This is a genomic window from Pseudoalteromonas sp. OANN1, assembly GCF_024124685.1.
GTDB lineage: Bacteria > Pseudomonadota > Gammaproteobacteria > Enterobacterales > Alteromonadaceae > Pseudoalteromonas > Pseudoalteromonas piscicida.
On the sequence record NZ_JAMXSE010000036.1, the window covers coordinates 38,166 to 51,652 of the forward strand.

Annotated in this window: 10 protein-coding genes; 3 read left to right on the forward strand and 7 right to left on the reverse strand. The window is 44.1% G+C overall.

The window, feature by feature from the left end:
- Positions 1-25: 25 nt before the first annotated feature.
- The 7 genes from fba to NH462_RS22100 all read right to left on the reverse strand — a co-directional run bounded on the left by fba (position 26) and on the right by NH462_RS22100 (position 8,264).
- Positions 26-1,090, reverse strand: coding sequence for a class II fructose-bisphosphate aldolase (fba, locus tag NH462_RS22070; RefSeq protein WP_010607559.1), 1,065 nt, complete (start codon positions 1,088-1,090; stop codon positions 26-28).
- A gap of 198 nt (positions 1,091-1,288) precedes the next feature.
- On the reverse strand, positions 1,289-2,467 hold the full coding sequence (locus tag NH462_RS22075; protein WP_253107759.1) for a phosphoglycerate kinase: 1,179 nt from the start codon (positions 2,465-2,467) through the stop codon (positions 1,289-1,291).
- Positions 2,468-2,594: 127 nt separating this feature from the next.
- A complete protein-coding gene (gene epd, locus NH462_RS22080; protein ID WP_010607557.1) occupies positions 2,595-3,605 on the reverse strand; it encodes an erythrose-4-phosphate dehydrogenase in 1,011 nt (336 codons plus the stop codon).
- 109 nt (positions 3,606-3,714) lie between these two features.
- Positions 3,715-4,332: a 3'-5' exonuclease gene (locus NH462_RS22085; protein ID WP_253107760.1), complete on the reverse strand. Its 618-nt coding sequence runs from the start codon at positions 4,330-4,332 to the stop codon at positions 3,715-3,717.
- Positions 4,333-4,335: 3 nt separating this feature from the next.
- Positions 4,336-6,174 carry a DUF294 nucleotidyltransferase-like domain-containing protein gene (locus NH462_RS22090; RefSeq protein ID WP_253107761.1) on the reverse strand — a complete coding sequence of 613 codons (1,839 nt, stop codon included), beginning with the start codon at positions 6,172-6,174 and terminating at the stop codon, positions 4,336-4,338.
- A gap of 90 nt (positions 6,175-6,264) precedes the next feature.
- Complete coding sequence (locus NH462_RS22095; protein WP_010607554.1) at positions 6,265-7,989, reverse strand: sodium:solute symporter family protein; 1,725 nt, start codon at positions 7,987-7,989, stop codon at positions 6,265-6,267.
- 11 nt (positions 7,990-8,000) lie between these two features.
- Entirely contained in the window at positions 8,001-8,264 is a 264-nt protein-coding gene (locus tag NH462_RS22100) for a DUF4212 domain-containing protein (RefSeq protein ID WP_010607553.1), read from the reverse strand.
- A gap of 410 nt (positions 8,265-8,674) precedes the next feature.
- Between NH462_RS22100 and NH462_RS22105 the strand changes: the two genes are divergently transcribed.
- The 3 genes from NH462_RS22105 to NH462_RS22115 all read left to right on the forward strand — a co-directional run.
- Complete coding sequence (locus tag NH462_RS22105; protein WP_253107762.1) at positions 8,675-12,100, forward strand: PAS-domain containing protein; 3,426 nt, start codon at positions 8,675-8,677, stop codon at positions 12,098-12,100.
- A 117-nt stretch (positions 12,101-12,217) separates the two neighbouring features.
- Entirely contained in the window at positions 12,218-13,048 is an 831-nt protein-coding gene (gene purU / locus NH462_RS22110) for a formyltetrahydrofolate deformylase (RefSeq protein WP_010378732.1), read from the forward strand.
- A 244-nt stretch (positions 13,049-13,292) separates the two neighbouring features.
- Positions 13,293-13,487 (forward strand): hypothetical protein (locus NH462_RS22115; RefSeq protein WP_253107763.1); only part of this gene is annotated, 195 nt, incomplete at its 3' end.

A 13,487-nucleotide genomic window follows, 5' to 3' on the forward strand; every position in this document is an offset into this window, starting at 1 on the left:
CTTAGTCAAATTTTGATCCGGTAAGTTATTTCACTTTAGGATCTAACTCACCTGTTAGATATCTCAAGTGCATATCATCAAGTGAAATTGGCTTGATCTTAGCCGCTTGACCAGCTGTACCGAACGCTTCGTAGCGCGCAACACAGATCTCAGTCATCGCCTTCGTCGCTTCCGCTAAGAATTTGCGTGGATCGAAATTACTTGGGTTTTGCGCAAGGTGGCGACGAATAGCACCTGTTGATGCTAAACGTAGATCGGTATCGATATTAACTTTACGAACACCGAATTTAATACCTTCAACAATCTGCTCAACCGGTACACCGTAAGTCTCAGGAATTTCACCACCAAACTCATTAATAATTGCTAACCAGTCCTGCGGTACCGAAGACGAACCATGCATTACTAAGTGAGTATCAGGAATACGAGCGTGGATTTCTTTGATACGGTTAATTGCTAAAATATCGCCCGTTGGTGGACGAGTAAATTTATAAGCACCGTGTGATGTTCCACATGCAATAGCAAGCGCATCTACATTGGTTTTCTTGACGAAGTCTGCAGCTTCTTCCGGATCTGTCAGTAGCTGATCTTCTGTTAATTTACCTTCAGCGCCAATACCGTCTTCTTCACCAGCTTCACCAGTTTCAAGAGAACCAAGTACACCTAGTTCACCCTCAACAGACACGCCACACGCGTGCGCCATTTCAACGGTACGGCGAGTAACGTCCACATTATACTCGTAGCTTGAAGGCGTTTTACCGTCTTCCATTAGAGAGCCGTCCATCATGACTGATGAGAAACCAAGTTGAATAGAACGCTGACATACAGCAGGTGAAGTACCATGATCTTGGTGCATTACAACTGGAATATGAGGCCATTCTTCTACAGCCGCTAAAATCATGTGGCGGATAAATGGTGCACCAGCATATTTGCGTGCACCAGCAGAACCTTGCACGATAACCGGACTATTTGTCTTGTCCGCAGCTTCCATGATCGCACGCATTTGCTCTTGGTTATTCACGTTAAATGCCGGAACGCCATAACCATGCTCAGCTGCATGATCGAGAAGTTGACGCATACTGATTAAAGCCATATTGCTTTTCTCCAATTGTTGATAGCCACCGCTATCGGTTTGAACGGATAATATGTTTACACCAGCCAACGCTGATGAAGTTAACCACTTTATTTGTTGGCTAACCAGACGCTACGCGTCGTCAAGCAAACATCAAGTATGTGAGAGAGCGATGTTTACCTGATATTAAGAGGCAGCCTAGCGCTACCTCAATCAATTTTAGCCTCTAGCTCGCTGCTCAAGCATAGCGACCGCAGGAAGCGTTTTACCTTCTAAGAATTCAAGGAAAGCACCACCACCTGTAGAAATATAAGAGATATCTTGCTCAACGCCATACTTATCGATAGCAGCTAACGTATCGCCACCACCAGCAATTGAGAATGCTGACGACTTAGCGATGGCATTGGCAATCGCCTCAGTACCATTACCAAATTGATCAAATTCGAATACGCCCACAGGGCCATTCCAAACCACAGTGCCAGCACTCGCAATGATCTCAGCAAGCTGAGTTGCAGTATCAGGACCGATGTCGAAGATCATGTCTTCGTCTGAAACTTCGCTTACATCTTTAATAGTAGCAACTGCAGATTCTGAAAACTCATTACCTACAACCACATCAGTCGGAACAGGAATATCGCCGTCATTCGCTCTGGCGGCAGCCACTAGCTTGTTCGCTTCAGGGATCAAATCCGCTTCATACAACGACTTACCAACAGGGTTACCCGCTGCAGCTATGAAAGTATTCGCGATACCGCCACCAGTCACGAGTTGATCAACAACCTTAGACAATGAATCAAGCACGGTTAGTTTGGTTGATACTTTAGAGCCGCCAACGATGGCCACCAAAGGACGAGCTGGATTATCTAGTGCTTTGCCAAGCGCGTCGAGTTCAGCTGCAAGCAATGGACCTGCACAAGCTACCTCAGCGTACAAGCCAACACCATGTGTTGAAGCCTGTGCGCGGTGCGCAGTACCAAAGGCATCCATCACGTAGACATCACAAAGCGCTGCTAGTTTTTTCGCAAGTACTTCATCATCTTTCTTCTCGCCAACGTTAAAACGCACGTTTTCGAATACGATAACTTCATTGTCTTGTACATCCACGCCGTCAAGATAGTCAGTCACTAAACGTACATCTTGAGATAACGCATCATTAAGATAATCCACAACCGGCTGCATAGAGTATTGTGCATCATACTCACCCTCGGTTGGACGACCAAGGTGAGACATCACCATCACTTTAGCGCCTTTTTCTAGTGCTAATTTGATACTAGGTAGTGCAGCACGGATCCGCGCGTCCGACGCGACTTTGCCATCTTTAATTGGCACATTTAGGTCTTCGCGGATCAACACACGCTTGCCGTTTAAATCTAAATCCGCCATCTTAATGACTGACATTGGACATCTCCTTAAAGAACGATACATTTTGTTATCTACAAGGCAGCAATCGTTTGCCACCTCGGTTTAAATTATTGTTTTAATTTTGTGCAGACAATTTGATTATAACAGCGTCTGAAACAAATGATTAGCCACGCATCATCACGCAAGCGGTATCAAGCATACGATTAGCAAAACCCCACTCGTTATCACACCAAACTAGCAGCTTAACTAAGCGCTTGTGACTCACTCGAGTTTGCGTACCATCGATAATACAAGAATGTGGATCGTGATTAAAATCAACCGACACTAACGGCTCTTCAGTATAGCTCAGCACCCCTTCTAAACGACCACCAGCGGCCTGTTTTAGAACCGAGTTTACCGCATCAATTGTGACATTTTCATTGAGCGTAACGCTCAGATCCATCGCCGTAACATTGATTGTTGGCACTCGTACCGCAATCGCCTCAAAACGGCCTTGGAACTTAGGTAAAATACGTTCAATACCGCGAGCAAGCTTAGTATCAACAGGAATGATCGATTGGCTTGCCGCACGTGTACGCCGTAAATCACTGTGATAAGCATCAATCACTTGTTGATCATGCATAGAGGCATGAATAGTCGTAATAGCGCCGGACTCGACACCAAACTTATCGTCTAGCACTTTAATTACCGGAACAATACAGTTTGTCGTACATGAGCCGTTAGACACAATGGTGTGCTCAGGTAACAGTATCTCTTCGTTGATACCGAAGATCACTGTTGCATCAACATCTGCATCCGCGGGATGTGAAAATAATACTTTCTTTGCCCCAGCCTGAATATGCGCAAGTGCGTGCTGACGAGAATGATAGACGCCTGTGCAATCGAGCACCACATCAACATCCAGCGCACGCCAAGGTAAATGACTTGGATCTGGCTCTGAAAATAACTGGATCTTATCCTCAGCTACTTCCAAAAAAGATTCTGTTAACGAAACTGGAAAAGCAAAACGCCCATGTGAGGTATCGTATTTTAAAAGATGCGCGATCCCTTTAGGATCTGCCAACTCATTGATGGCTACAATTTGTATTTCGTGGTGACGACCCGACTCATAGAGTGCTCTTACGATATTACGCCCTATTCGACCAAAGCCATTAATTGCAAGCTTGATTGTCATTAAATTGAAAATCCATGAAGTCGCAAGTACGAAAGTTCCCCTTCGTTTTGATGGCGCTATTGTAATCGACCTGAGTGAAATGTGTAAGGGGCTAGGGCAATTTTTTAACTCAAGTTAAATCCGCAATTTTACATTTACCACCAGCACAAATGGCCTGAGATTGCGCCAACAGTAGCTCCGCTGTCGCTAAAGCATCGCTAAGCGCATCATGCAATTGATGAGGAGGTAAACCATAACGCATTCTACAAGCGTTTAGTGTTAATGCATCCTGCGCCAACGGATAGCCTTGCTTTAACACGCGACGCTTATCTATCTGCATGGTATCTAACAGCAAGGCAGGTCTTACGTTTAGCTCAAAGCGCTGAAATGCCGCCTTAAGAAACGCCCAATCCATCTGTACGTTGTGACATACTAACACTTTACCGTGGAGCGCGCGCTGAAGCGCCAGCAACAAAGTTTGTAAGGACTCACCTTCAGCCAATCGACTACTATCAATACCGTGGAAAACTGGACTTTGTGCAAGCGTTCGCACTTCACTGTTCAAGTGATACTGCGCATCTTTCACTTGGATCCGCATATGTTTAATCGGCAACCAACCAGCCGACACTATTTCATGGCACTTAGGGTCAAGCCCGGTGAGTTCAAGGTCTAGCACCACTAACTCGGCTTGCGCAAACGGCAGATGTTTATAGCGCCACTTAGCAATAGAGTGAGAAAACCAGTTCATTGCTTATAAACTCCCTCGAGCAAACTTAAACGCACTCGCCTGCTGTGCTTGTTTTACTAAATAAAATGCTTCTTTGAGTTGATGCCGTTCAAGAGAAGAGAGGTTTTCTGGGTTAATACAATTTCCTGGTAATCCTTCACGGTTGATTTGAGTCTTTAACCGCAATTGTGTTAAGAACCGCCAACAGTCTTTTAAATTGTCGATATCCGACTTGGCCAGTAATGGGCTTTTAGTCAGTGCCTCTAGGCGCTCTAATGTGTTAGCTCTTGCAACCCCAACCTTTAGCGCATACAACCTAACCACATCGTTGATAATAGCAACCCCACGTTTTTTAAGATCTAAATACTTATGTTTGCTCTTGTCTTTTTCCAGCTTAAATTGTTGAAAGATCCCGATCGGTACCGAATTTGCGTTGATGTCTGTCGCCATTGCCGCATAAAACAACTCGTTTCGACTGATCTGATCCAAAGATTGGCGCAGGGTCGCATAGAGATCGCTGGCGCCATCAATAAAACGCATATCAAAGTAGATCTTGCAATTAAGCATCGCTTTTGGCGTAGGAGACAAGATCCAATTGCTAAATTTGGCGGTCCACTGGGCAACTGTGCCACGGCAATCTATATTACTAGCCATGATATTTCCCGGGCAAGATTGAATACCGCACTCGTTGAGTTGCTCACAGACAAACGCGCCTAAAGCAGCAAAATAACGACTATCGTTTTCGCTGATATTGTCTGGTAGCAATAAACCATTGTCCTGATCTGAATGTAAGGTCTGCTCTTCCCGTGCCTGAGAGCCAAAACAGATCCACGCAAAGCGGCAAGGCGCGGCGCCATGTTGCTGTTGATATAAATAGATTAATCTTGATGTTAGTGCATCAGTGAGGCCGCTTAGTAGTTTGCCAATCAATGAAATATCTTCGATATGATAGGAAAATTGACGTAATAGATCCGGGATCTCCTGAGCACAGCTTTTGATAGCCAAAAGGTTTTGTGCTTTATAGATCCTGCCGATAAGCTGCACTGGATCACTTTTTTGCTGTCTCAGCAGATCGGTGCTGGTCAGCATGCCCAGTGGTTTATATGCTTCATTTAACACTGGCAAATGATGAATATTGTGCTTAAGCATTAAATGCAGGGCCGAAAACACACGATTGTTTTCAAAGATATGCTTTGGCTTTTCCGTCATGATCTCAGCAAGTGGAGCGCTAGGATCTTTGTCTTGCGCTAGAACTCTATTACGCAGATCTCTATCCGTCACAACGCCAACCAAGCGCGCTTGCTCCGTGACCATAATTGATGAAACACGGTGCTGGCTCATCAATTTGGCAGCGTCACGAATACTCGCTGTTGGCGCGATAGTAACCGCATCTTTAGTCATTAGTTCAGATATTTTCCGCTCTGACCAAGTTTCGCTCTGCTGTTTATAACGAGAAGAAAGTAGTCGGTTAGCATGTGCTCTAACAAAGTATTGTTCAAACGATTTGTATTCTCGACGTAAAAAGTCAAAGTTCTGCTCATTGAGAATATAGACCAAACCATCTTTTTGAACTTCGATGCGATTTTGAATGGCATCACCAGTTAATAAAGAAGGATAACCAAAGTAGTCTCCCTCACTCATACGACCAATGACTTCGTCTTTAGCTGAGATCAGGTCAACCACACCAGAGCGCAGCAGATATAGATTTGGCTTGCCATCTTGAAGCCAATCTTGTTGATTCGCCTGGCTAAGATAAATAATTTCGATGTGTTTAGAAAAGTAGTTGGCAGCCGCTTCGGGCAATTCAGAAAACGGGGCTTGTTTATAAACAAACTGAAAGACATCTTGAATTTCTGGCGTCATACCTAACTGTCCTTTTAATCGTCTACAATTTTGCACTATCAAAAACAAATTTGCCCAGCACGCTGGCTGGGCAAATTCGATTAGCATTGCTTAGTGTGCGTGAGCAGCGCTAGATCCTTTCGGATTACGGATCCCATCAACCATCACTTTGACTTCTTCAGGTGTATCCGCAGTCACCTTCATAACCAGTGCAGCTACAACGAAGTTCACTAGCATACCTACAATACCGATCCCCTCAGGAGAAATCCCAAACAACCAGTTTGCAGGCGCATTTAGCTCAGGGCTGACAAACTTAAAGTAAATAATATAAGCCGCAGTGAAGCCTATACCCGTTACCATGCCGGCAATCGCACCTTCTTTATTCATGCGCTTAGAAAATATCCCCATGATAATTGCAGGGAAGAAACTCGCCGCAGCCAATCCGAAGGCAAATGCAACTACCGATGCAACAAACCCTGGCGGGTTTATACCAAAATATGCTGAGATCCCAATCGCTACCATCGCAGCTAAACGCGCAGCCAGCAATTCTTGTTTATCGTTGATATCCGGCTTAATGGTACGCTTCAGCAAGTCATGTGATACCGATGTTGAAATAACCAATAGCAAGCCAGCGGTTGTCGATAGCGCCGCAGCAATACCACCTGCAGCGACCAATGCAATCACCCATGCAGGTAGATTCGCAATTTCTGGATTTGCTAATACCATAATATCGCGGTCGATCTTCACCTCGTTTGCACTGGCAGGATCGTCAATCTTGCCCGCAGAGTACTGCATTTTGCCATCACCATTCTTATCGTTGAACACGATTAGGCCTGTTCTTTCCCAGTTTTTCACCCACTGCGGTGCTTCTTCATAAACCGTACCACTACCATCTTTACCGTTAATCGTGTCGATCATATTCACACGAGCGAACGATGCAACAGCCGGTGCTGTTGTATACACGATTGCGATAAATACTAAAGTCCAAGCGGCTGAAATACGAGTGTCTTTTACTCTAGGAACGGTAAAGAAGCGAACGATTACATGTGGTAGACCAGCAGTACCAACCATAAGTGCAGCGGTAATCGCAAACACATCAACCATACTCTTAGAGCCTTCGGTGTACTGCGCAAAACCGAGCTCGGTACTAAGTCCATCTAGCTTGTCGAGTAGATAGGTGCCCGAACCATCAGCCAACGTTGCGCCAAAACCGGTTTGTGGTAGCAAATGGCCTGTCATCATCAGTGAAATGAAAATAGCAGGAACTAAATAAGCAAAGACAAGTACACAATATTGAGCGACCTGCGTATAAGTGATCCCCTTCATACCGCCAAGTACCGCGTAGAAGAATACAATCACCATTCCGATGTAAACGCCCGTTTCGATATCAACTTCGAGGAAACGAGAAAACACCACACCAACACCACGCATTTGACCAGCAATATAGGTAAAACAGATGAAGATAGCACACAAAATCGCAACCACACGTGCAACCTGAGAATAGTAACGATCACCGATAAAATCAGGTACCGTGAACTTACCAAATTTACGCAAATAAGGTGCTAAACACAGAGCAAGTAATACATAACCGCCGGTCCACCCCATAAGGTAAACACCGCCGTCGTAACCAGCGAAGGAAATAATCCCCGCCATTGAAATAAAGGACGCTGCACTCATCCAATCTGCTGCAGTTGCCATACCGTTAGCAACAGGAGGTACGCCGCCGCCAGCAACATAGAATTCATTCGTGGACCCAGCTCTCGCCCAGATAGCGATACCGATATAGAGCGCAAAACTAAGGCCGACGATAATAAAAGTTAAAATTTGAACATCCATCGATTAGCCCCTCACTCGTCCACGCCGTATTTTTTGTCTAATGCATTCATTTTTGAAACGTAGACAAAAATTAACGCAACAAAAGTATAAATTGCGCCTTGCTGAGAAAACCAAAATCCGAGTTTAAATCCAAAAAAACGAACTTCGTTGAGCACATCAACTAACAGGATGCCGAATCCAAATGAGACGACAAACCAAATAGCGAGTAGCTTAAACATCAAGGCGAGATTTTCTGACCAATATGCTTTCGCTTGTTCTTCACTTTTAAAAGCCATTTTAAATCTCCTATCACCCGCTCCAACATGGAGCAAGTTGTGTTAATAGACCTTAATGAGAGTAGCAACGGCTTGATAAGTTGAAATTGAGACCTTAGTCGTAACGGCAGATTAACGTTTACGTAAACTGCAGATGCATAGTATTCATAAGAATTAAAAAGTCTTTATAAACAAAAAGATAAGTCAAAGCAGGTTGAATGAAGATGTATTTTCAATGAGTAGATACGACAGTAAGACATTAGTCTAACTTGAATGGTGAATGAACGCCCCTACTTACCAAATAAAAACCTAACACTTTGATTGTTAATAAGATTAAAATCTCAAATAAAATTATACAGTAAACTAGACTTTGGGTACCATTTGTTTGCTAAAGTATGACGGTATAAACAACAAAAACTATAACAAACACTATGACTGCCATTTTACTCCTTGTTGCCGCTGCTTATATTGGTGTACTTTTTTGGCTCGCCAACTGGGGAGATAAAACCACCCCCCGCGCACTCAAAATTAGTCATCATCCGTTTGTTTATGCCTTTTCCTTAGGAATTTATTGTACCTCGTGGACTTACTACGGCTCGGTAGGTACTGCGGCCACCAGTAGCTGGCATTACTTCCCTATTCTCTTAGGGCCCATTTTACTGTTTTTGTTCGGTCAGGGTTTTTTACGCAAACTCATATTGGTTAGTAAAAAACAGAATATCACCACCATTGCCGACTTCATTTCAGCACGATACGGTAAACGCCAAACTACGGCCGTCATGGTAACTATGATAGCCCTATTGGCAACCATTCCGTATATTGCACTCCAGCTCAAAGCCTTGAGTAGTAGCTTTTTGTTATTACAGCAGGATGAGCAAGTGTCTGGCACTGCACTCGCATTAGCTGGTACCTTGATCATGGCATTATTTGCGATTTTCTTTGGCACTAGAAAGGTAGATGTGACTGAGTATCGCTCAGGGTTGATGTTGGCCGTTGCTTTTGAATCTATCGTTAAACTACTCGCACTCGGTATTGTTGCCGTGCTTGCATGGCAATCTTTAGCTCAAGTTCCAGACTCATTTGAAGCATTGAGCGAACATTGGCAATCTTTTGACTTCTTTAACTTCAACTTCGTTGGACAAACGCTTATGGCAGCGGCTGCCATCGTCTGTTTGCCCCGACAATTTCATGTTGTAGTGGTAGATAACCATAATACTTCACACTTAAAAACCGCACGCTGGGCATTTACACTTTATCTGTTATTGATAGCAGCCATGATCATCCCAATCGCTACCGCCGCTATCCACCCCGATATTGGCTATGGTGCCGCACCGGATAGTTTCGTACTTGCTTTACCTATCATGATGGAGCATCCGATCCTCGCTACATTTGTATTTATCGGCGGTTTATCAGCGGCAACCGCTATGATAGTGGTTGCGACTCTCACACTTAGCACCATGTTATCGAACGATGTGGTATTGCCTTTGTTGTTCAAGCGTAAATTTAAGAAGAACATTCTTAACAGCAGTTTTAAGAGTCAAATACTCTTAGTTCGACGCTTTGTTATCGCCGCAATCTTATTACTTTCATATATGTACCAGCAATGGTTTGGTCATGGTGAAGCTCTCGCGAATATGGGGTTAGTTGCCTTCTCATTGGTAACTCAGCTATTGCCTGCGATTGTCGGTGGACTTTATTGGCGTAAAGGCCATGCGTATGGCGTGTATGCGGGGCTCATCGCAGGTTTTATCTGCTGGATGCTATTTCTTATGTTTCCAATTCTGGAAGCTGGTGGATTACTTGATTATGAAATGCGCCAGACCCTTATCACCCGAGGAACTTTACTCGCACTGCTCGCCAACATTAGCTGCTATATTAGCTTTTCTATCGGTGCACAAGAGAGCCTAATCGACCGTATTCAGGCCGCGGCATTCGTAAACCCTAAAGATCAGGCTGCACTCTCCAAACGCTTGAATAAACAAGTTCGCGCTACCGTGTATGACTTTAAAGTACTGCTACAAACCTTCTTGGGCGTTCAGCGCAGTCAGCAACTGCTCGGGCACTATGCTCAAAATAATATTTTAGAAGATAATGACGCATACCCAGTCCCTGAATTTATCTCATTCTGCGAGCGCGCACTCACGGGGGTGCTCGGTGCTTCATCTGCCCAAGCTCTGATCCGTACCGTGTCATCGGGTCGCCAAATGGCATTTGAAGAGGTGGTTAACTTTTTTGATGAAACCACACAAGCACTACAGTTCAACCAAAACCTACTTTATACCTCATTAGAAAATCTAAGCCATGGGATTTCGGTTGTTGATAAAGATCTAAAACTGGTTGCATGGAACAGGCGTTATCACGAGATGTTCGCCTACCCAGACGGCTTCTTAGAAGTAGGACAACCGATAGAGGAAGTGATCCGCTTTAACGCTGAGCGCGGTGAGTGCGGTCCTGGAGAAATTGATAAACACGTCGATAAACGAGTTCAACATCTAAAAAATGGCACCCCTCACCACTTTATTCGCCACCGTCGTAATGGCCAAGTATTTGAGATGACGGGAAACCCGCTGCCTGAAGGCGGGTTTGTGACGAGTTTTTCAGATATCACCACGCATATTGCGACGCAAAACGCACTGGAAGAAATCAATATGGATCTAGAGAACCGTATTGAAGCCAGAACCCAAGAGATCCGCACCATTAATATGGATCTTAAAGCGGAAATAGCCAATCGTCACGAAACAGAGCAGGCACTAATGGCCGCTAAAAAAGAAGCAGAACAAGCAAATGAGAGTAAAACTCGCTTCTTAGCACTTGCCAGTCATGATATTTTGCAGCCACTCAATGCCGCACGCCTATACTTAGCAGCGATTGATACCCACAATTTAATAAGTAAAGATCAGGGTAACTTTGAAAAACTCACCGATAGCCTAGACTCTACCGTACATCTGATGAGTGCGCTTTTAGATATTGCAAAACTAGAGCAAGGTGCAATGAAGCCCACCCCTAGGCACTTCAACATTGACGATATCTTACTACCACTGGCAAATGAGTATGCCATCATTTCAAAAGAGAAAGGTCTCGAACTTAAGGTGAGAAGCTCCCACAGTATTGTGCACAGCGACACCACTTACCTACGCCGGATCATTCAAAATCTGGTTTCCAATGCCGTTAAATATACCGACAGTGGCAAAGTGCTCATCGCCTGTCGACGCCGTAAACATAGTTTGAGGCTTGAAGTATGGGATACCGGTCCTGGTATTTCAAACCATGAGCAAAATAAGATATTTAACGATTTTTATCGTATTCAAGCGGGTGATAATAAAGGTATTGGGCTTGGGCTTGGTGTTGTAAAACGTCTATGCGATCTTTTATCCATCACAATTTCAGTGAATTCAGTTGTCAATCAAGGTAGCCGCTTTGCCATAGACATACCCTATGGCAATGTGGATTTACTCCAGGTAAAAGAAGATATTAGCCAGAAACCGCAAAGTAAAACTCAACTTAATGTCATCGCGGTTGATGATGACCCGAAAAATCTAGAAGCCATGGCGAGCTTGCTAGATAAATGGCATTGCCACTATCAGCTGTTTTACAAAGTAGAAGACGCGCTTGCTTACGCAAAACACAATCCCGCACCTGATGTTATTTTAATGGATTACCAACTTAACGATAACTGTGATGGGATCTCTTTGATCAAATCGCTGCGCACCGTGTGGCAAGATACGGTTCCAGCTATTTTAATCACCGCCGTGAGGGATGAAGAAGTAAAAGTCGCCGCTAAGAGTGAGCAGATCCATTACCTGTCTAAGCCAGTAAAACCGGCAAAACTCAAAGCTCTGCTCAACCATAGGCGATGAGCACACAGACAGCTGTTGAATACGATAGCAATCGCAAAGTTTTTTGTCGGTAAGCATTTATCTCACTGCCAATTCGCAGTATTCTGAAAGTTCGCTTAGACGAATTGGAATGAGGAAATGAGTTACATACTAACAACAGAGTGTAAAGATGACATAGGACTGATCGCGAAGATCACTAGCCTTTGTCATGAGCACGACCTAAACATCACGCGCAATAATGAGTTTGTAGATAAAGAAGGACAGCGCTTCTTTATGCGTACAGAGCTCACAGGCACACCCAGTGATAACTTTCTGGCACAACTTCGTCAGTCATTACCAACTGGCGCCAAGTTAAACCTATACGGGCAAGAACGAACAAAAGTAGTGCTACTTGCGACGAAAGAAGCGCACTGCTTAGGCGGTGTGTTGCTTAAACAATACGAACAAGCATTCAATATTGAAGTACAAGCAGTTATCGCAAACTATGATACGTTGGAACCCCTTGTTAAAGGCTTTGGTATTCCTTTTCATCTAGTATCACATGAAGGGCTGAGTAGAGCAGAACACGACAGTGCAATGGCCGATTTAATCGAACAATATGATCCTGATATTGTTGGCTTGGCAAAGTATATGCGGATCTTAACACCGGAATTTGTCTCACGCTTTGACGGGAAAATTATCAATATTCACCACTCATTCTTACCTGCCTTTATCGGTGCAAAACCTTACCATCAGGCATTTGAGCGTGGTGTAAAAATTATCGGAGCAACAGCTCACTTTGTTAATGATGAATTAGATGAAGGGCCTATTATTGCCCAAAATGTCACGCAAGTTAGCCATGCTCAAAATGCTGAAGAAATGGCAAAAATCGGTAGAGACATTGAAAAAACAGTATTTTGTAACGCGTTACAATTAGCCTGCGAGCATAAGCTTTTCATTAACGGCAATAAAACTGTCGTCTTTTCATAATCAAGTTCAGAACCGCAGTTTAGCAACTTAGGAAATGAACAGCATGGATGCGTGAAGAAGAGAGACTCCCACAGTACTATGTATCTGATGGTGGGAGCGATTTCACCTCGTGAGGTTTCTATATCCCAAACAACATAAAACCCGCCGCATTGCTGCAACGGGTTTTATTATACATGGGTGTTCCATACTATTTTTGGGTCGAAATTTTCATTGCAAACCATCGGCGGGTGAACCACCTCCCACCATGTTGCACTTTGCAGATACTGTGGTAGGAGCGAGTTCACCTCGCGATGTGTTGATTAGCTTGCGAGATTTTTTATATCTCAAATTTCTATACCCCAAACAGCAAAAAACCCGTCGCATTGCTGCAACGGGTTTCTCTTATTTGGCCCTGGCGATGTTCTACTTTCACATGGGTAATCCACACTATCATCGACGC